Raw genomic sequence first — 20,237 nt, 5'->3', positions numbered from 1 at the left:
GGGGATGGTTCTTGATTTGCATTAAAATATTGAGCAAGGCCGGAGGCAGCAACCTCCCGGCCTTGTCGGATGTTTGTCAGGTGCGCTTTCAGTGTTAGTCAAGTTGTTTCAGACATTCGCCCAGTGACTTCGAAACCGGCCAGTCTCGGTCTATAACCCGCTCGAACTGAAAAGCACGTCCGTTTGTTCTACCGTAAAACGTTGCTCTGATTATTCTCTCCGGACTGGCAAAGGTTTGTGGCCCGTTAATGGTGAGCAATTCTTCTATGAGTTTGCGGTCTGTTACTTCGACCCGCTTTGCTCTTCGGTTTGGTTCGTCGCTTTTACTTTCTTCAGGAAACAGGGTCCGCTCAAGGATGACACGGTCTACTTCCTCTGGAAACAGTACTATATCCTCATAATATCCCTTATTTTTGAGCCACGCTGTAACCGAGCGGTACCCTTCGCGCAAAGCGTACTCCACCGAGTTCCCCTTGATATCTACGATCTTAATGTACACGTTGTCTTCGCTTTCAGACACCAAATCTCCAAAAGTCGCATTGAGCACATCCTGCTTCAAAAGAGCAACAAATTCCTTGATTTCAGGTTTCTGAGTCAAGATGACCGGGCCTTTGGAGGTGCGAATATCCTTAATTTCAACCAGCTTAATGTTGTCGGGATTCTGAGTCACCACGGGGAACCGTGTCCTCTTGTATTCTAGTGACTCGTATATCGGTTTGAGGATGGAAGCGTAACGCTGTTCATCAACGTAGTACCGGCGGATTAAGTACTCGCCGTTTTCCAAAGTATAGGCTATGTAGAGGGTAGTTCCTTCTTTACTGTCGGGGCTTGCCAACAATTGGCGGTGTAATAACACGATGTTTCTTATGTTCTCTTTGTCTTGGAAAAAGTTGACCCCCTCGTATTTAATACCCAACAATTGCGAATTCTTGCGTTTCTCCAGCTGTATCCATTCGTTGAGGTTGGGACCAAAGTAAGCCTTTGTCACCTTCTCAGGGTCGGGAACCCGGTGAACGTAGCCGGTAACGTCGGTGGCGATTCCGACCAAAAGGACCGATATGACCACGGCATAGGCCACAAACCCTTTGTAAGCGGACCAAACTTGCCAGGACTTCCGCAGCAGGATCTCAGCAGTCAGGTACCCTAGCAGGGAACCGAACACGTACCCGAAAACTATGAGGGGATAGTTATCACCGTACACGCTGGCAAAGTACAAGCCCGCCAGCAGCATAGTGCAGAAGGTTACGCCGTACTTGAAAACGGGCCGGATTACCGAAAAGGCTACGACTTCACCGGCTGCTTCCGAAGGCCTTAGCCGGTAGACGTACCCGGCTACTGCCAGAAAAAGAACGGCAGCCGCAAGGTATGCTATTGCGGTACCGGCGGTGAAAAAATCGTTGCCGTGATATCCGGCAAGCATAACCAAAGGGAAATTGTACCGGAATTCACCGGGCAGTCCGGTGCCCGCGTACCCGTAGACCAAATTACGGAGGTTTCCGTCCAGCAGTATCACCAAACCGGTAGGCAAAAGCTGGAGTATATAAGTAAAGGCCACATGGGCAAAGGTGTTACCAGTGAACATCCCCACAAAGACTGTAATTGAAAACATTAGAGCAGCGAACAACGCCGTCAAACCAGCCCATCGCAGGATGTCCAAGAGGGAATAGAGCTCCTTTAGTTCAGTAGTGGCATTAAGAATCATCAATACAAATCCAGTAATGAGGACGGGCAGAAGAATAAGCACCAGCCCGGCTGCCGCATGGCTGCAGAACAGTGTATTGCGGTTTAAGGGCAAGCTGTGCGTTACAGCTACCGCCCGGCTGTCGTGGAGGTAACGGAACAGCAGCACGGCCAGGACGACGGGAACGGTACAGATCAAGATGGCCTGCATCCCGCTCTGACCAGAAAAAATGTCCAGCGACCTCTGTAAAGCCTGTTTGACCCACAAGTCATCGGCCTGAACACCTTGTATCACATGGTGAAAAGGCAGGATCAACAACAGACACAGACCGTAGGCGGCGCTGACCCACCAGAACCTCTTGAGATCACTGGCAACCAAACCCCTGTTAAATAAGAACGCTCTTAATGTCATATCCGATCCCTCCCAGTTCATAAATAAATATTTCCTCGAGTGTAAGGGGCAGGACATCCAGGATAATGGGGTGGGCTCGTCGAACTTCAGACAGGATATTCTCTTTGTCGCCTTTCACAACCATAAGGACGATGCTGCCGTTTTGTTCACGGTGCAAAATCGTTCCGGTCAAAGGCAGCTCACGAGGTGCCTCTCCCGCAAATGCCACCTGGAGTTTGTGGATGTCGGTTTTCAGATCATCGAGGTCTTTTTCCACGAGGATTTTCCCGTTATGCATTATACCTATGTGATCGCACACATCTTCTAATTCCCGAAGGTTATGAGAGGAAACCAGCACCGTGGTTTCGCGTTCGGCCACGTCTTGCAGCACCAAGCTCCATACCTTTTTTCGCATTACTGGGTCAAGACCGTCTACCGGCTCATCCAAGATCATGAGCCGGGGAGAAGCGCAAATGCCTAGCCAGAAGGCAACCTGCTTTTGCATACCTCTTGACAAATGTGCGATTCTTCTATTGGTATCGATTGGGAATACTTGTTTTAGCCGATGGAATCTTTCCCAATCCCAGCCGGGGTACAGGGTGGCATAAAACCTGGCAGTCTCCTCAATGCTGTACTGGGAAAAGAAGTAAAGTTCGTCGGGGATGTAAACCAAGAAGGATTTAACCGCCGTATTCTCATACACCGGTTGACCGTCGATGGTAACTGATCCCGCATCCTGGCGGTAGACTCCAACCAGGTGTTTGATGAGTGTGGTTTTACCGGCACCGTTCGGGCCTAACAAGCCATAAACCGAACCTTTGTTAACAGTAATGTCGACGTTATCCAGGGCTTTAAGTTGTCCGAAGCTCTTGCTGAGCCCTCTAACCTCGATCACGCGGTCATACCTCCCTCTTTTCGTAGATGGTCTGAATGATATTCAAAAGTTGTTCCATCGGTACGTTAAGGTACATCAATTCCGCTACGATTTTCTTAAGTTCCTGCAACAGCTCTTCCCGACGCGGATGACGGACTGACACGTCGAGCGGGCTGACGAAGCTGCCTTTGGCCCTGACAGAGTAGATGAAACCCTCAGCCTCCAGGTCTTTGTATGCTTTTTGAATTGTGTTGGGGTTTACGGTGAGCGACTGGGCCAACTCGCGCACCGACGGTATCCGCTCATCAGGTTTCAAGACCCCGCTGATGATGAGTGTCTTGATTTTTTCTTTGATCTGTTCGTACAAGGGTCGCCGATCCCGAAAGTCCAGCTGAAGCATAGGCACCTCCTTCTGTATTATATAAACTAATACAGTTAATACAGTTTTATTATATGTCTGCCAGCCGTGCTAGTCAAGAAGAAAAAGCGTACCAGGTGACGGTTGTCTGTCACGCTTGGTGGTCAGCAAAAACCCGTTTACCGCAAGGCCGTTACAGGCTGGAAGCTTGAGAATTGACAAACTGGACGAGGAATAGCTATTGAAAATGTCTTAAAAGAGATTCTTATTGACCTGACACGGCTGAGACTATATTGTGTATATCGTATAGCTCGTTAGGTGCAGATGAGCCTTATCGCTACCAAACAAGCGTATGGAGAAAAGGTAAGGATCATTAGACATAAGGTCATAGCCATGGGTGAAAAGTGACGAGCACAAACGGAAACGTGCGGCTGCAGCAAGACATAGCTCCAAATTCTAACACAGGGGACGGAAAAGCTGCGTGTGATTCGATTTTTGTAATTTTACACTTAGGACTTGACAAGAGAGGTGTGGGGGAAATAGACTAAAATGCAGATGAGATCAGCTTTGACATGCTGGTGAGCAGGGAATAGCCTGTAAGACAATTGAAGACCAGACGAGCGAGAAGAGACGAGGAGAGGGGAAGCCGAGATGAGAGGAGACCGGAACATTTGTGCCGGCACTCACCTGGGTGCCGGTTTTGATTTTTCTGCCTTTCACTATACTGAAAAAGAGTTGTTCTTACCTGGTTTTGACCTCTACCGCTATTTTTCGGCGATGGCCGGGAAGAGTCGGAGTCAACCCCTGTTTTTCCTGGAAAGCTTAACCGAAGGCGATAACGCCAGGTATTCCATCCTGGGGTTTGACCCTTTGCTGGTCGTGGAGTACAGACAAGGGAAACTCAGTGTTACAACTGACAACTGGTGCTACGAGATACAAGGTGAGCTATTTACTTACCTCAGGGCTTTTTTAGCTGCTCAGAATGTGGTGCACCTGACAGCATCTGCAAGCGGCTTTGCAGGTGGCTTTGTGGGCTTTTGGGGTTATGACATCGGCTTAGAACAGGAAAAAATACCTCGAAGGAGTGCCTCCTTGTCTTCGGGGCCAGACGCCGCATTTTTCTTCCCCGGAGTGATAGTGGTTCACGACCGTTATACTGACCAGGTGCGGGTTCGTAGCTTTTACCCGAACAGCATCCAGGAAAGGGAGGGGGCGGTGGCCAAGTTGGAACAGGTCGTTGCGGGGTTGTCTTTGAGCCAAGACACGGTGCCGGTAACACATTGCACAAGGAAAGTTACGGGTGATCCTGACGCGGGATTCATCAGCAACACCAGTTACGACCAGTTCATGGATATGGTACGACAGGCCAAGGAATACATCCGGATCGGAGACGCCTTTCAGATTGTTCTTTCTCAGTGTTGGAAAAAGCGGACCCGGGCTAGTCCCTTAGGGGTGTATGCTGAGTTACGGCACGTGAATCCTTCTCCCTACATGTTTTACCTGGGATTTCCTTCGATGACCTTGGTAGGCTCATCCCCAGAAATGCTGGTTAAAGTTGAGGGTGATGTAGTGCAAACTAGGCCGATCGCGGGGACCAGGCCCGTTACTGGAGATGAAAAGCTAGATGATGCTTTGCGCCGAGAGCTGGTTAGGGACGAGAAGGAGAGAGCAGAGCACCTGATGCTGGTTGACCTGGGCCGCAACGATATCGGGAAGGTGAGCCGGCCGGGAACGGTCAAAGTGCTTGAGTTTATGAAGCTCGAGACTTATTCTCACGTAGTGCACTTGGTTTCGAGGGTCCAGGGCCGTTTGAGGCAAGGACTCGATAGCCTAGATGCTTTGCAGGCCTGCTTTCCAGCCGGTACCCTGACCGGGGCGCCCAAACACCGGGCCATGGAGATAATCAATTCACTGGAAAAAGGGCCTCGAGGCCCGTATGGGGGAGCGGTCGGCTACGTGGCATTAGACGGTAACCTGGACTCCTGTATCACCATAAGGTCGGTGCTGTTTAGGGGGGATCACTGTTACCTTCAAGCCGGGGCCGGGATAGTGGCGGACTCAGTTCCGGAGAACGAATACCAGGAAACCATTAACAAGGCAAAGGCTTTGATGCAAGCCGTGTTAAGTGCGGAGGGGAAGCAATGATACTGGTAATCGATAATTATGACTCTTTTACTTATAACTTGGTGCAGTACTTGGAAGAACAGGGAGCCGAGGTTCGGGTGGCCAAGAACGACCAGTTGGAATTGACCGACATCGAAAAAATGCAGCCTCGAGGCGTGGTTATATCTCCCGGTCCGGGGAATCCGGAGCAAGCAGGCATAACCTTGAGTCTGATAAAGGCCTTCACCGGGAAATTCCCGATTCTTGGGGTGTGCTTAGGACACCAGGCGATCGCCCAGGCTTTCGGGGGCGACATACGCATAAATTGGAGGACAATGCACGGGAAAGTATCGGCCATATACCACGACGGGCGGGGGATGCTGGCCGGAGTGAAGAGTCCTTTTCGAGCAGCCCGGTACCATTCCTTGGTGGTTGACGCGACTACTCTGCCTGCCTGTCTCGAAGTTTCGGCCTACTCCGAACAAGGGGAGGTTATGGGAATCAGGCACCGTCATTTTCCGGCTGAAGGCGTGCAGTTTCACCCTGAGTCCATAGCGACCGAAGGGGGGAAGAGGATTATTGCGAACTTTCTTGACTGCGTGGGCAGGTGGCCACAGATAAACACAGATTCTTTCATTTGACGCAGATTAACGCAGAAAACTAAATGAACTTACAATTTCACTGCAAAATACTCCTCGGTTGACCAGTGTCCGCCTGTATATGATGCTAGAATTATAACATGTAAGGTCTAAACCCTGTTATTGACCCTTTTGGCGGTCAAATCACATATGATTATTGTTTTAAAAAAAGAGTCTGCGTAAGTCTGGGTCTTAAAATAATACGAGACGGGATGAGAAGAGAGGAGAGGAGGAGAGATTGTGTTCACTAGGTATCTAAAAAAGGTGATCGGCGGCGATTATTTAACCAGCAGCGAGGCCTATGAGGTCATCAACTTGATGTTAGATACGGAAGTAGCAGAGAGTCAAGTAGCGGCCTTGTTTGCAGCCCTGCGCCTGCGGAAAGAAAGCGGGGAAGAGTTGTTTGGGTTTGCCCGGGCTTTGCTGGACCGAGCCATAAAACACGAGGGTATGGAGGGGCTGCTCGATACCTGTGGCACCGGGGGTGACGGTTGCGGGACCTTTAATGTTTCAACAGCGGCGGCCATTGTCTGTGCCGCCTGCGGAGTACCGGTAGCCAAGCACGGAAACCGAGCTGTCACGAGTCAGGCGGGAAGCGCTGATGTGTTAGAGGCTTTGGGAGTTCGGGTCGACCTAAGCCTGGACGAAGCCAGGATGCTATTAGAAGAAATAGGATTAGCTTTTTTGTTCGCTCCTGGTTTTCACCCGGTAATGAAGCACTTTGGGCCTATGCGCCGCAGCTTAGGAATAGCTACGGCCTTCAATTTCCTGGGGCCTCTGATAAACCCGTTTTGCCCGACGTACCAGTTAATGGGTGTGGCCGACGAGGACATGATCCAACCTGTGGCCGAAGCCCTGGCCAGGTTAGGACGCAAGCAGGCCCTGGTTGTCCATGCGGAGAACGGCATGGATGAGATAGCGCATGTGGGCGTTACCCAAATGGCGAAGGTTGAAGGTGAATCCATTGTTCCGGGCCGTATCATCAGGGGCGGAGCCGTCAACGAGTACCAGGACCAGGGAGTGCGGGGAGGGGATGCAGTTCACAACGCGCGTATAGTGAGGGAAGTATTGGCGGGGAGACCGGGGCCGGCCCGAGAGATGGTTCTGGTTAACGCGGGAGCGGCTTTGATGGTGGCAGAAAGGGCAGAGGACCTGGACTCGGGTATAAGGATGGCGGCAGAAGCCATCGAGTCCGGCCGGGCTCAAGAAAAGCTTAGACAACTGGTGCGGTACAGTCAGGAAAGCCGGGTGGGCCGATGTTAGACGAGATCGTCAGGCATAAGCAGGAACAGATTCGTGCTCATGGAAAAGATATAATGGAGAGGTTTCAAGGAGCAGAGACGTTACCGCCGTTGAGGGAATTTGCCGAGGCCTTAAATGTTAACGGAAGGGTTTCTTTGATTGCCGAGGCAAAGAAGGCTTCTCCGGTCAAAGGCAGGTTAATATCTGAGACTAGGTTCGATCAACTTCCGGTATTATACGAGCAAAATGGGGCTAAAGCCATTTCAGTAATAACCGAAGAGAGGTACTTTGAAGGGAGCCCATTCCTAATTCAGAAGGTTAAGTCTCGCGTGAGCTTGCCGGTCTTGCGCAAAGACTTCATAATAGACCTCAGGCAACTGTATGAGACCAGGCTTTTGGGAGCGGACGCGGTGCTCCTTATCGCTCACCTCTTGCCGAAGGATCTCCCGCTGTTTGTGGAAACGGCGCAACAACTGGGGATTGAACCGGTGGTCGAGGTTCATGACCGGTACGAATTAGAGATGGCCTTGGATACGCCAACCCGGATTATCGGTATAAACAACCGTAACCTGAAAGATTTTACGGTGGATACCCGGGTTTGCCTTGAGCTGGTGGGGTTGGTTGCAAACAAGGTGCAGTGTATTGCCGAAAGCGGTGTCCGGACAGTGGAGGACATGCTGATGTTGGAACAATACGGGTTCTCCGCTGCTCTGGTGGGTGAGGCTTTAGTGACGGCTGCTGATGTTGCTGCTAAAACCGGAGAACTAGCCTGGTATTGGAAGAATGAAGAATGAAGAATGATATTGCGGGTTCTGAACAGTAGGAGAGGAGGTACATGGAAGGTGTACCCTGACGAAAAAGGCTACTACGGCGAATACGGGGGACGGTACGTGCCAGAGACCCTGATGCCGGTACTAGAGGAACTGGCTTGCGAATACGAAAAGCTGAAAGATGACCTGGATTTTAAGAGAGAACTCTCTTACTATCTACACCAGTACGTGGGACGGCCTTCCGGATTACATTTTGCTAAGAGACTGAGCCAGGAACTGGGCGGGGCCAGGATTTACCTCAAGCGCGAAGACCTCAACCACACCGGTTCCCATAAAATAAATAACACCATAGGCCAGGCTCTATTGGCAAAAAAGATGGGAAAGACCAGAGTCATAGCCGAAACCGGGGCTGGCCAGCACGGAGTGGCCACGGCTACAGCGGCGGCCGTACTGGGCCTATCCTGCACCGTTTACATGGGAGCCAGGGACATGGAACGGCAAAGGCTCAACGTGTTTCGGATGAAGGCCCTCAACGCTGAAGTCAAGGCGGTGGCGAAAGGATCCCAGACCTTGAAAGAAGCCACGGACGAGGCTTTCCGCGACTACATCGCGAGCAGCGACTATACCCATTACCTCATCGGATCCGTGGTGGGACCACACCCTTACCCCATGATTGTACGGGATTTCCAGTCTATCATCGGCAGGGAACTGCGCCGGCAGATACTTGAAGAAGAGGGCAAGCTGCCTCAGTACATCATCGCTTGTGTTGGGGGTGGGAGCAATGCCATGGGCATATTCTACGAATTCTTACAAGACGACGTGCGGCTAGTCGGTGTGGAGGCGGGCGGCCTGGGTTTGGAAACCGGGCATCACGCTGCCACCTTGAATTGCGGGTTCAAGGGGGTACTTCATGGGGCTTTGAGTACCGTACTGCAAGACGAAGAAGGGCAGGTGCTGCCTACGCATTCTGTTTCTGCTGGGTTGGATTACCCCGGGGTAGGGCCAGAACACTCGTATCTAAAAGACTCGGGACGGGTAGAGTATACCAGCGTAACTGATGAAGAAGCCCTGTCGGCTTTCCTGACTTTGAGCCGGATGGAGGGAATCATTCCTGCCCTTGAAAGTGCGCATGCCGTAGCCTATGCGCTAAAGATAGCCCCCAGTCTTTCCCGGGACGATTGCATCGTGGTTAACCTGTCGGGGCGGGGCGACAAGGACGTGGAGACGGTGGCTGCCATACTCGAGGGGGTGAGGCCGTGAACCGTTTAGAGCTGAGGTTAAGGCAATTGAAAGGACGGGAAGAAAAAGGCCTCATAGGCTTCATGATGGCGTGTGAACCTGATTTCACTACAGCGGTCGAGTGTGCGAAAGCCCTGGAGGAAGCCGGTTGTGACATCCTCGAAATCGGCGTTCCATACGCTGACCCGATTGCCGATGGTGAGGTTATTGAAAGGGCTCACTTTCGCGGGGTGGAACGAGGGATGAACATGACGAAGGCGTTAGAGTTTGTGCGAGCGGTTCACGACAATTGCTCGCTACCGCTCGTGATGTTTTCATATTTCAACCCTATTCTGCGAAGGGGAGTTGAAGTGTTTGCCCGGGAGCTTGAGACAGCCGGAGCCTCGGCAGTTATTATACCGGATCTCCCGTTGGAGGAGCGGGAAAAATACGACCAAATTGATGTAGACATCATCCCGATGCTGGCCCCGACAGCTGACGAACAGCGTATGGCCAGAGCCGACCACTACGCGCGGAGTTTCATATACTGCGTATCGGTGGCAGGAGTTACCGGCGAGCGCGACCGGTTGCCCGACCTCACAGATTATCTGAGCCGGGTCAGGGCTCGCACATCTCATCCATTGGCGGTCGGGTTTGGAATTTCGTCTGGAGCTCAGGTGGCTAGAATAAAAGACTACGCAGACCTAGTAGTGGTGGGGAGCGCCTTAGTACGTACCATAGAGGAAAACTCAGATGACAAGACACGGCTTCTTTCGGAACTGAGCGCTTTGGCCAGAAACCTTAAGCAGGCCTTAAGATAGTTCTCACCGGTTTTGCGGTGGGGTAGAATATAAACTGGGGGAATGGGATATGAAACCTTTTAAACTAGCGGCCAGAGAAAGTCATGAGGGGGACACCCTGATTGAAATAAACAGTTCGCGAGGTACGGTTAAGATAGGGGAGGGTTACTGTACCGTCATAGCCGGGCCCTGTGCGGTAGAAGGACGCGAGGAGTATCTCAGTATCGCCCGAGCTTTGGCCGACATGGGGGTGCATCTTCTGCGAGGAGGTGCTTTCAAACCGAGGACTTCCCCGTATTCGTTCGCCGGCTTAGGAGAAGAGGGCCTGAAAATACTGGCAGAGGCTAGGGAAGTTACAGGACTGCCGGTTGTAACGGAAGTTCTCGATACCCGTGATGTCGAGCTGGTGCTGGGCTATGTAGATGTGCTCCAGGTAGGAAGCCGTAATATGCAGAACTTCTCTTTGCTGCAGGAGGTAGGCAGGACCGACAAGCCGGTGATACTTAAACGTGGATTTGCCGCCACCATGGAAGAGTGGTTGTTGGCGGCGGAGTACATCATGGCTGCCGGTAACCCGCGGGTTATCTTGTGCGAGCGCGGCATCCGCACCTTTGAAAACTATACCCGCAACACCGTAGACATCGGAGCAGTATCCATGATTAAGGAATTGTCTCATCTCCCGATTATCGTAGATCCCAGCCACGCTACCGGTAGGTGGAAGATGGTGCGCCCGGTGGCCAAGGCCGCCATAGCCGCCGGGGCCGACGGTGTGATGATTGAAGTCCACCAGTGTCCAGAATGCGCTCTTTCCGACGGCAAACAGTCACTAACTCCAGAAAACTTTGCGGTTCTCTTGGAGGACATAAAGAAGCTGGCCGAGGTAGAAGGGAAAAAGATATGACAGCGGGCTAACTAAAAAAACGTTTAATGAAAATGGCGAGAGCGAGGAGAAAGAGAGAGGTCAGGATTACTGCTGCCCCGGGCGGCAGGTCCAGATAAAAGGCCAAGGTTATCCCTATCATCACGCTGATTAATGCCACTGTCACGGAGATCGCCACAGCTGACCGGAAACTGCGGGCCAGCTGAATGCTGGCGGCGACCGGAACGATCATAAGCGATGAAACCAAGAGGGCTCCCACAATTCTCATGGAAACGGCTACCGTCATTGCCACCATGAAAGTAAAGAAGAGATTGATTTTGGTTACCGGGATGCCGGCCACGGTAGCCGCCTCTTCATCAAAGCAGATGTAAAACAGCTGGCGGTGAAGCAGTGAAACCAGTATAGCTACCGTTAAGCCAACCGCGGTTATTATGTAGATGTCAAAACCGCTGAGAGCGACTATGCTGCCAAAAAGGAAGCTCAAAACCGTGGCTGTTGTTCCCCGACCCAGGCTGATGAGGACGACGGCTAGGCTCATTCCGGCGGCGATGATGATGGCCAGGGACAGTTCGGCATACCTGCGGTAGAACCGGTGTAGGTATTCGATACCGAATGCTCCGATCCCTGAAAAAACCAGGCCAGCGGCGGTCGGGTTAATGCCGGCTACGAGACCGAAGGCAACCCCGGCTAAGGATACGTGGGCCAGAGCATCGCCGATGAGCGACAGGCGGCGCAGGACCAAAACTATCCCGATTAACGGGCATATTATTCCTACCACGATTCCGGCCCATACTGCCCGCTGCATAAAAGTATAATGTAGCATTTCCAACGCGATCTTCTCCCTCACGAAAAGTTCAGGCTATTGGTTATTCCGCTCGAGGACGATTCTTTGAAGGAAGACCCGGTTTAGGCTAAGGTTGTAAAAAGGTTGTTTGTTTGACATGCCGGTGAGGCTGCAGTTCGTGCCTAATTTCTTCCGGGCTGTCGTGTACGAAAAGATGTCCTTCCTCCAGGCAGGCCAGCCGATTTATCAAGTCGGCCACTGGCTCCGGGTTATGGGTTACCATGAGTACGGTAATTCCGAGTTCGCGGTTAAAGTATTCTAGAGAAGAACAGAAAAGCTCTTGTGAACCCGCATCGATACCGACCAGGGGCTCGTCCAAAAGCAAGATTTCCGGTTCGCTAACCAGGACCCGGGCCAGGAATACCCGCTGTTGCTGGCCGCCTGACAGCTCGCCGACCATTTGATGGCGGAGGTCAGAAAGACCGGTCAAGGCTAAAGCCCGTTCAACTTTGGCCCTTGCCCCGCTTTGGTCCAGTTTCCTGCTCAGGCTGGCCTGAACCAGGAAGTGATTGCGCACGATTTCCTGAACTGTGGCAGGGAAACTCGGATTGAAAAAAGAAGCTTTTTGCGATAGATAGCCGATACGGTGCCATTCATGGAATTGAGCTAAATCCTTACCCAGCAGTTTTACCAGCCCTGACTGCGGTTTGAGCAGCCCCACGATGATTTTGATCAAAGTGCTCTTGCCCGACCCGTTAACCCCGATTACGCCGACGAAGTCTCCGGAGTAGACTTTGAGGTCCACGCCTTTCAATATCTGGTGATGACCGTAACTGAAATGTACGTCGTGAAGTTCTATTGCCACGTTGTTCATGGCTCATACCCCAGTGCTATTCTCAAATTCTCCAGATTCGAGTACATGATGGAAAAATAGTCTTCGCCAGCCTTCAGCTGTTCCTCGGTCAGAGTGCCTAGCGGATCCAGAACCAGAACCTTGGCACCAGTTTCCTCAGCTATCACCTGGGCTAAGCGGGGAGTAGTCGTCTTTTCAAAAAATATGTAATGCACGTCGTTTCTACGACAGAACTCGGTTATTCGTGCCATGGCAGAAGGGGTCGGCTCAGCTTCGGCAGAAACCCCCATCAGAGCCTGCTGATTCAACCCGTAACGGCGGGCCATATACCCGAAGGCCTGGTGGGTTACGACTATGTCGTGTTTTTGACACTTTTCGATAACAGCACGATAGGCCCTGTCCAGGTTCTCTAGTTTCTGAACCAGCTGGGCGCAGTTCTTCTCGTAAAACTCGCGGTTCTTCGGGTCGGCGGTCGATAAGCCGCTGGCGATATTCTTTGCCATGTCCTGGGCCAAAACCGGGTCCAGCCACACGTGAGGGTCCCAATCCTGGTCGTGAGGGTGGGTATCACTATGGGTGGTATCAGCGGGCAGCAAGGGCAAACCACGGGTAGCTTCGACAACCACCATCGACTTTGTGTCCAAGGCCCCCAAAATCTTGTCGATCCAAGGCTCCATGCCCGCGCCGTTATATACCAAGACCTGCGCCCTTTGCAGTTCAGCCAAGTCCTGGGGTGACGGCTCCCAGGAGTGAGGATCCGCTCCCGGCGGGACCATGCATTTTACGTTTACCCGATCACCGCCGATTTTTTTGGTAAAATCGTAGACCGGATATAGAGTAGCATATACGGTGATCTTTGAAGAAAGCGGGTATTGATTTGAGGTTTGGGAAGAGTCTTTACAACCGGTCAGCGAGCATGCCAAAACGGCAATCAGGACCAAAGAAACAACAGAGTAAAGTCTTCTCAACTTCATCAGGCCTTCCTTTTCCACAACTACATAGTCTCAGCGGTGCTAGAGAAAAAGCACTACGGCGAACACCCACAACATTTTCCACAATAACCGAAGACTTCGAGGCTGTGGTCAATTACCCGGAAATTAACTTTTTCCGCGGCATCCCCGAGGACATTCTTCAGGTCACAACCGGGAAACTCCACGAGTTTGCCGCACCTCATACAAACCAAATGATGGTGATGGGAGTCGTTGAGCTCATACCGCGCGCGCCCGTCGCGAAAATCAACGGCAGTAACAATGCGTAGCCGCATCAAGAGGGCAAGGTTGCGGTAGACGGTTCCCAGCGAGATGTTAGGTTCTTTTTGCTTTAACATGGCACAGATATCTTCGGCGCTGGCATGCCGGTTTTCGCGCAGCATTTCGAGTATAAGGCGCCGTTGGGGAGTAATCTTGTAGCCGTTCGCACTTAATTGCTGGAGCAAGGCATCCAATGATAGAGCCTCCTAAATAAGAATCATTCTTAATCTTAAGAACATTATAATCTTATCGGGATAAGTGATGCAAGCCAAGATCGGATTTCTTTTCAATTCTTCAAATAATCTTTGAGAAAGAGAACCGTCAATGGGCCCACTTTTCCGGGTAACTTTAAGTCGTTCGTAACGAACAAGGTTGCCTGGCTTTCGATGGCTGTGGCCAACTGTATGGCATCAGGCGTGCGTAAACGGTATTCAGCCCGGATCTGGGCGGACCGGACAGCTATGGGCAGGGTGAGCAGATTCAAGCTTTTGCTTCCGGAAGCTGGAAGGGATCGGACCATTGATTTTGACGCTGCTCTGTGCTAAGTTATAAACGTAGGATGGCTAGTTAGGTTACTGAGCAGGTAGGTAGGACGGTAGGGAATCAGATGGTGGCAAAGGGTACCATTTGGCGGATTCCTGCCGGGTGGTATTTTTTTATTTTAGGCTAGAGGAGGTAGGTAGGATGGGGCTATATCAATTGAGAATTAAGAATTAAGAATAATTAGGAATTGAGAATGGGAGGATGGTTTGTTAATCAGCATCTGTCTTAGTTTGCGACAAGCACGTATGTATGTAACTCATTTTCTAAACAGTCAACGAAGGAGGAAGGCAGGATGGTTATTGTAATGGAAAAGAGTGCCACCCCGGAGCAGGTCAGGAGGGTGGAGGAAAAACTAAAAGACAGGGGGTTTTCTACTCACCTGTCGCAGGGCGTAGAAAGGACCATAATTGGGGCTATCGGTGACCGCGATGCGGCTTTGATGGAATCTTTGGCGACTTTGTCCGGAGTGGAGAGGGTAGTCCCAATATTGAAGCCTTTCAAGCTGTGTTCGCGGGAGTTCAAGGGAGAAGACACCGTAGTGAGAGTAGGTGACGTAGAAATAGGTGGAGGAGAGCTTCAGGTTATAGCCGGGCCCTGTGCGGTGGAATCCAGGGAAGGGTTCTTGGAGGTTGCGGAAATGGTCAAGGCAGCAGGGGCCACTGTGCTGCGGGGAGGGGCTTTTAAACCCCGTACTTCGCCCTACTCTTTCCAGGGGCTAGAAGAAGAGGGGCTGAAGATACTGCGGGAGGCCAGGCAGTTAACAGGGCTGCCTGTGATTACGGAAGTTATGGATCCGCGGCTGGTTTCCACTGTCTGCGAATACGTCGACGTGCTGCAAATCGGCGCCAGGAACATGCAGAATTTCTTTTTGTTGAGGGAAGTAGGTAAAATCAAGAGCCCAGTAGTTTTAAAACGGGGGCCCTCCGCTACCATCGAGGAATGGCTCATGGCAGCAGAATACATTATTTCTAGCGGCAACACCAACGTCATTTTGTGTGAGCGGGGAATCAGGACTTTTGAGACCTACACCCGCAATACCCTGGATCTGGCAGCGGTGCCTCTGGTAAAACAGCTGACCCACCTTCCGGTTCTGGTCGACCCCAGTCACGGGACCGGTAAGTGGAAGCTGGTAGGACCTATGGCCTGCGCGGCTGTAGCGGCGGGATGTGATGGGCTGATGGTCGAAGTCCATCAAAACCCGTCTGAAGCCCTCTCAGATGGGCCCCAGTCGCTGACTCCCTCCAACTTCGAGCGCATGATGGAGAATGTGAGGCGTGTCTTTGAGGCAGTTTCCTGCGCTTCTTGAGCAAGGCCGGGTATAATTTAGGCCGAGGGGGAAGGCAGAATGGGTTTTGTGGTTACCATTGTTGGGCTGGGGGTCATAGGAGCATCGCTGGGGCTGGCTTTAAAGGACTCACCTTTGGTTGAAGAGCTGATCGGGGTTGACCCCCAGGACCATGTTGGGAAAGAGGCAGTTGCTCTGGGGGCGGTGCGCCGCACGGAGAAGCTAGAGGCAGGAATCGAAAACGCAGATGTGGTATTCCTGTGCTGTCCTCTAGAACGGCTGGAGGAGGTCATCAAACAAGCTGCCCCGGTCCTGAAGCCGGGGGCTGTTGTAACCGATGTGGGCAGTGTTAAACAGGTGGTCATGGAATGGTTTCGCCGGTGGCTGCCCGGCGGGGTTTACGGCATCGGCGGCCACCCTATGGCTGGCTCTGAGAGAACAGGTTTGGCAGGGGCAGACAGGTACCTGTTTGAGAATGCGGTGTATGTTCTGGTGCTTCCACCGGGCATTCCATCCGGACCGTTCGAAACCTTAAGTCAGCTTATCAGTTGTACCGGAGCGAAAATAATAACAATGGATGCGGCTCAACACGACCGCCTGGTAGCCACGGCCAGCCATCTTCCGCACCTGGCAGCGGTGGCCTTGGTAAACCAGGCCGGGAAAGCGCCTGAGGCCCTCGGGCTAGCAGGAGGAGGTTTTAGGGATACAACCCGTGTAGCATCGTCTAACCCGGCTATGTGGGAGGAAATCTTCATGTTTAACCGGGAGGCGGTACTGGACCAACTGGACGGTTTTGTCGGGGAATTGAACCGCTTGCGTGGGTATATAGCTGCCGCTGACCGCCAGCGACTCAGGCAAGAACTGCAAGCTGCTCAGGCTTTACGGGAGTCTGTACCAAGGGGGGCAAGAGGAGCTTTGCCCAGTGCTTGCGAAATCATTACTGTGGTGCCCGACCGTCCCGGGGTGATAGGTTACCTGGGTACGGTTCTAGGTGAAGGTGGGATAAACATAGTTGACATCGAGATCTTACGGGTGCGCGAGGGTGACGGGGGTACCATACGCTTAGGGGTGCCTTCAGTGGAAGATGGGGAGAAGGCAGTGAAACTCTTGCGGGACCAGGGAATTAAAGCATGGATGAGGTGAGCAGATGGATGTAACTGTACGTCGCGCCCCAAAGGGGTTGAGGGGGACTATTACGCTGCCGGCAGACAAATCGATATCGCACCGCAGCGTCATGCTGGCGGCCCTGGCTCAGGGAAAGAGCCGGGTAAAGAATTTCTTGCGGGCGCGAGACACACTAGCCACGGTTCGGTGCGTGCGAGCACTCGGGGTTAACATTATGGACAACGGCGAGGACCTCATAATCGAAGGGCGCGGGCTAGGCGGATTTCTACAGCCAGAAGACATTCTGGACTGTGAGAACTCCGGAACAACTATGCGCTTGATGTCAGGAACTCTATCGGCCTGCTCGTTTTTTTCGGTATTAACCGGGGATTCATCCTTGCGCTCCCGCCCTATGGCTCGGGTAGTGGAACCTCTGCGTTTAATGGGAGCACGCATCGACGGACGAGACGGGGGCCGACTTGCACCGCTGGCTATTCGAGGGGGCAACTTAAAAGGGATCGACTACACCCTGCCGGTGCCGAGCGCTCAGGTCAAATCTGCTGTTCTTTTAGCTGGTTTGGGAGCTGAAGGGGAGACGGTGGTAAGGGAAAAGGTGCCTTCAAGGGACCACACGGAACGGATGCTGGCAGGGATGGGGGCAGAGATTTTTGCCGAAAACGGGGTGATTCGGCTGCAACCGGGAAGAGAGCTCGAACCTTTTGATATGTCCGTTCCAGCCGACATTTCATCCGCGGCTTTCTGGATAGTGGCAGCGACGCTAGTTCCGGAGTCAGAGGTCCTAATCCCTGGGGTAGGAGTTAACCCTACGCGAAGCGGGGTACTAAGAGTGCTTGCTTCTATGGGTGCTAGAATCGAACTTCAGAACCAGAGGGTTGTCGGTGGCGAGCCGGTAGCCGATATACGGGTGGTCTCGGCTGGGAACCTAATCGGCACAACCGTGGCAGGGGAGATTGTACCGTCTCTAATTGACGAAATTCCGGTGCTGGCAGTTGCTATGGCCATGGCTCGGGGTGAATCGGTTGTACGGGATGCGTCGGAATTGAGGGTTAAAGAAACTGACCGGATACTGGCTGTCTGCACCTGCCTGCGCCAGCTCGGAGTAGAGGTAGAGGAGACCGAGGACGGGTTTTATGTTCGGGGGCAGGGCAGGCTTACCGGGGCGAAGGTGGACAGCTACGGGGATCACCGCATTGCCATGGCTATGGGTATCGCTGGGCTGGTAGCCGAGGGGGAAACCATAGTCAAAGGGGCAGAAGCCGTTAACATATCCTATCCCGGTTTCTGGGCGGAGCTCGCCCGTTTTGCCGGCCCGTAAATGTGTAGGGCGGGATCGGGCGGGATCAGGGGGACGGTTCTTGTGGTTTATTTTGAAAAATAAACCACAAGAACCGTCCCCCTGATCCAAGCTTAATTCATCTGCATCTCATCGGCGATGGAAGCGATCTCTTCGATGGAGTTGGCCAGTTCTTGAACAGCTTTGGCCTGTTCCTGGGCGATGACTGATGCTTCTTCTACCTTGCTGAAAGCGGCAGCCAGAATGTCGGCAGCGGCTGTTGCTACTTCAGTTCCTTGCGCCACGACTGTTCGGAGTTCTGATATGCTCTTGCCCACGAGAACTCGAAGTTGACCGATCTGGTTTACCTGATCGGTGGCCTGCTGGTTGGACTTGGCCGCCATGCCGGCGGTTTCATCGGCCTTGCGGCAGGCTGCTTCAGACTGGCTGATGTCGCCCACAACTTTGCCAATCTGAATCTGGATGTCCCGCACCAGGTCCTTTATTTTATCCGCATTTTCGGCAGATTCCGTAGCCAGGTTGCGGATGTCGTTCGCGACCACGGAAAAGCCCCGACCGTGCTCGCCGGCCGTAGCGGCTTCTACGAACCCGTTTACGGCCAGCATGTTGGTCTGAATGGAAACGTTTTCGATGGTATCGACGATTTTCTCGATGCGGCGGATCTTGTCTTGCAGAGAGGCTACGGCAGAGTTAGTGGCGCTGTAAGAGGCGATACCTTCTCTGATCCCGGCCCATACCTTCCGGGCACTGGCCCGGCTGGCTTCTAGAGTCTCTGCTATCTCGGCGTGGATGTTCCCGGCAGCAGAACTTATTTCGGCAATGGTTTCTACCAGTTGCTGGCTCTCTTGCCCGATATCCTGCGCCTTGCGGGCTTCTGCTACCGCGATACGAGCACTTTGGGTCAGCTCGTTCAAGCCTGATGCTATTTGGGTAGCCGAGGAACTGATTTCCTCTATGTTGGCAGAAAGCTGCTCGGCCGTAGCCGCTATCTCTTCGGCCGATTTGTTGATGTTGGTGGAGGTCCTTAGTTCCTCGGCCATGTCGGTCAGATCATGGGTCGCGGCGGTTACTTCGGACAAGGCTTTGGTCTGTTCGGCTACAGCTTTAGCCGCCTCCTGCGTCGCCCCGGCTATCTGAAGGGCGGCGCTGGCTATAGCCTCACCCGAGGTCAGTAGCTCGCCTGCTTTGCCGGTCATCGTTACCCCTCCGGCAACCGCTTCGTCAATCTTGCTTGCATACTGGGCGAAAAGCTGACCTACCTGGGCAAAGCCCTGGTTGGTGTTGGCAAGTTCGTCCTGGAGACGTTCAAAGTTGTTTACAACCTCGCCTATGTCCTTAACTATTTCTTCAACCACTGACCGTATTTCTTCAACTACTCCCCGGATATCCCGGGCCGATCTTTCTGATATCTCAGCCAGGTTTCTCACTTCATCGGCTACCACCGCAAACCCTCGCCCGTGCTCACCGGCCCGGGCAGCCTCAATAGCGGCGTTCAGAGCCAACAGGTTAGTCTGATCCGCAATCATCACTACCGCCTGCACGATGTCGCCGATTTTTTCAGACTGAATTTCCAGTTCTTTTATGCGCTGGCCCGACTGCTGGTTTTTGGCAACGGCTTCCTTCATCTGGTCCATCATGGTCTCCATGCCTCTACGCGACCGCTCGGCTGCTTCCACTCCGCTCAAAGCGTACTGGTGGAGGACCTGTAAGTTCTTGTGGAACTCTTCTACAACCTGATTGACTCTGGTAGCCCCGGTTCGCATCTGCTCGGCGTTTTGGCCGACATCGTTTCCCATAGAGGCCACTTCGGTCATAAGGCGCGCAAACTCTTGGACCGATGCGTTGGTTTCCTCAACTGCGGCCAGAAGCTGCTGTGATGATGCGGCAATGCGTTCGGCCATGGCCTGCTGCTTGGCCAGGGTACGGGCCTTGGCCTTTTCCTGAGCCATTTTGCGAGCCTGCTCTCGCTTGCGGGCTAATTCCGCTGTCTCATCTTGTCTAAGAGCTATTCCGGTTTTGCTAGAGGTTGGCTCGGGGTCCAAACCCGGTGGCTTTTCCAACTGTTTCCGCATTACTTCTTCCCCTCCTCGGCATGGTCTGTTACCTCCCTCGCCACCGAATTGACCGCAAAGAAAACAAGTATATGTCT

The 20,237-nt window shown here is 52.7% G+C and carries 19 protein-coding genes; 10 read left to right on the top strand and 9 right to left on the bottom strand.

Translation table 11 applies throughout. The features are described from left to right. Positions 1-94: 94 nt before the first annotated feature. Genes HPY90_RS09250 through HPY90_RS09240 form a run of 3 tightly spaced genes read right to left on the bottom strand, consistent with a single transcriptional unit; the run spans position 95 to position 3,345 of the window. Positions 95-2,092, bottom strand: coding sequence for a DUF6449 domain-containing protein (locus HPY90_RS09250; protein ID WP_287193869.1), 1,998 nt, complete (start codon positions 2,090-2,092; stop codon positions 95-97). Continuing rightward, positions 2,067-2,966, bottom strand: a complete 900-nt coding sequence (locus HPY90_RS09245; protein ID WP_287193867.1) for an ABC transporter ATP-binding protein — start codon at positions 2,964-2,966, stop codon at positions 2,067-2,069. The genes HPY90_RS09250 and HPY90_RS09245 overlap by 26 nt, the downstream gene beginning before the upstream one ends. Before the next feature lie 4 nt (positions 2,967-2,970). Then, a complete protein-coding gene (locus HPY90_RS09240) occupies positions 2,971-3,345 on the bottom strand; it encodes a GntR family transcriptional regulator (RefSeq protein WP_287193865.1) in 375 nt (124 codons plus the stop codon). Between the two features lie 609 nt (positions 3,346-3,954). On the opposite strand from HPY90_RS09240, the gene HPY90_RS09235 reads away from it, so the two are divergent. From HPY90_RS09235 to aroF (HPY90_RS09205), 7 genes are all read left to right on the top strand, one after another. Beyond that, positions 3,955-5,448 carry an anthranilate synthase component I family protein gene (locus HPY90_RS09235; RefSeq protein ID WP_287193863.1) on the top strand — a complete coding sequence of 498 codons (1,494 nt, stop codon included), beginning with the start codon at positions 3,955-3,957 and terminating at the stop codon, positions 5,446-5,448. After that, positions 5,445-6,047, top strand: a complete 603-nt coding sequence (locus HPY90_RS09230) for an anthranilate synthase component II (RefSeq protein WP_287193858.1) — start codon at positions 5,445-5,447, stop codon at positions 6,045-6,047. Before HPY90_RS09235 ends, HPY90_RS09230 begins: the two co-directional genes overlap by 4 nt. A 237-nt stretch (positions 6,048-6,284) precedes the next feature. Beyond that, positions 6,285-7,307 carry an anthranilate phosphoribosyltransferase gene (gene trpD / locus HPY90_RS09225; RefSeq protein WP_287193856.1) on the top strand — a complete coding sequence of 341 codons (1,023 nt, stop codon included), beginning with the start codon at positions 6,285-6,287 and terminating at the stop codon, positions 7,305-7,307. Beyond that, complete coding sequence (gene trpC / locus HPY90_RS09220) at positions 7,301-8,080, top strand: indole-3-glycerol phosphate synthase TrpC (protein WP_287193854.1); 780 nt, start codon at positions 7,301-7,303, stop codon at positions 8,078-8,080. The genes trpD and trpC overlap by 7 nt, the downstream gene beginning before the upstream one ends. Positions 8,081-8,128: 48 nt before the next feature. Next, a complete protein-coding gene (trpB, locus tag HPY90_RS09215) occupies positions 8,129-9,316 on the top strand; it encodes a tryptophan synthase subunit beta (protein ID WP_287193853.1) in 1,188 nt (395 codons plus the stop codon). Then, positions 9,313-10,095, top strand: a complete 783-nt coding sequence (gene trpA, locus HPY90_RS09210; protein ID WP_287193852.1) for a tryptophan synthase subunit alpha — start codon at positions 9,313-9,315, stop codon at positions 10,093-10,095. Before trpB ends, trpA begins: the two co-directional genes overlap by 4 nt. 49 nt (positions 10,096-10,144) lie before the next feature. Then, positions 10,145-10,975 carry a 3-deoxy-7-phosphoheptulonate synthase gene (gene aroF / locus HPY90_RS09205; RefSeq protein WP_287193850.1) on the top strand — a complete coding sequence of 277 codons (831 nt, stop codon included), beginning with the start codon at positions 10,145-10,147 and terminating at the stop codon, positions 10,973-10,975. 7 nt (positions 10,976-10,982) lie between these two features. Here aroF (HPY90_RS09205) and HPY90_RS09200 read toward each other — a convergent pair whose 3' ends face one another. The 5 genes from HPY90_RS09200 to HPY90_RS09180 all read right to left on the bottom strand — a co-directional run bounded on the left by HPY90_RS09200 (position 10,983) and on the right by HPY90_RS09180 (position 14,325). Beyond that, a complete protein-coding gene (locus tag HPY90_RS09200) occupies positions 10,983-11,777 on the bottom strand; it encodes a metal ABC transporter permease (RefSeq protein ID WP_287193903.1) in 795 nt (264 codons plus the stop codon). 88 nt (positions 11,778-11,865) lie between these two features. Continuing rightward, the gene (locus tag HPY90_RS09195) at positions 11,866-12,612 is read right to left on the bottom strand and encodes a metal ABC transporter ATP-binding protein (protein WP_287193848.1); all 747 of its coding nucleotides are present in this window, start codon (positions 12,610-12,612) and stop codon (positions 11,866-11,868) included. Next, positions 12,609-13,565 (bottom strand): metal ABC transporter substrate-binding protein, encoded by a 957-nt coding sequence (locus HPY90_RS09190; protein WP_287193846.1) that lies wholly within the window; start codon positions 13,563-13,565, stop codon positions 12,609-12,611. The genes HPY90_RS09195 and HPY90_RS09190 overlap by 4 nt, the downstream gene beginning before the upstream one ends. 53 nt (positions 13,566-13,618) lie before the next feature. Next, positions 13,619-14,035 carry a Fur family transcriptional regulator gene (locus tag HPY90_RS09185; protein ID WP_013175902.1) on the bottom strand — a complete coding sequence of 139 codons (417 nt, stop codon included), beginning with the start codon at positions 14,033-14,035 and terminating at the stop codon, positions 13,619-13,621. A gap of 92 nt (positions 14,036-14,127) precedes the next feature. Next, complete coding sequence (locus HPY90_RS09180) at positions 14,128-14,325, bottom strand: type II toxin-antitoxin system VapC family toxin (RefSeq protein WP_273698707.1); 198 nt, start codon at positions 14,323-14,325, stop codon at positions 14,128-14,130. Positions 14,326-14,676: 351 nt separating this feature from the next. On the opposite strand from HPY90_RS09180, the gene aroF (HPY90_RS09175) reads away from it, so the two are divergent. From aroF (HPY90_RS09175) to aroA, 3 genes are read left to right on the top strand one after another with little or no spacing between them, the layout of a single operon-like run. Beyond that, a complete protein-coding gene (gene aroF / locus HPY90_RS09175) occupies positions 14,677-15,690 on the top strand; it encodes a 3-deoxy-7-phosphoheptulonate synthase (protein ID WP_013175901.1) in 1,014 nt (337 codons plus the stop codon). Between the two features lie 39 nt (positions 15,691-15,729). Next, positions 15,730-16,812, top strand: a complete 1,083-nt coding sequence (locus HPY90_RS09170; protein ID WP_273698709.1) for a prephenate dehydrogenase — start codon at positions 15,730-15,732, stop codon at positions 16,810-16,812. A gap of 4 nt (positions 16,813-16,816) precedes the next feature. After that, complete coding sequence (gene aroA, locus HPY90_RS09165) at positions 16,817-18,109, top strand: 3-phosphoshikimate 1-carboxyvinyltransferase (RefSeq protein ID WP_273698710.1); 1,293 nt, start codon at positions 16,817-16,819, stop codon at positions 18,107-18,109. Positions 18,110-18,201: 92 nt separating this feature from the next. Here aroA and HPY90_RS09160 read toward each other — a convergent pair whose 3' ends face one another. After that, complete coding sequence (locus HPY90_RS09160) at positions 18,202-20,160, bottom strand: methyl-accepting chemotaxis protein (protein ID WP_287193842.1); 1,959 nt, start codon at positions 20,158-20,160, stop codon at positions 18,202-18,204. Positions 20,161-20,237: the final 77 nt, after the last annotated feature.

It is taken from the genome of Syntrophothermus sp., from assembly GCF_013314835.1.
GTDB classification, from domain to species: domain Bacteria; phylum Bacillota; class Syntrophomonadia; order Syntrophomonadales; family Syntrophothermaceae; genus Syntrophothermus; species Syntrophothermus lipocalidus.
The sequence above is the reverse complement of the archived record's forward strand: the minus strand, read 5'-3'. Positions and strand labels throughout refer to the sequence as shown.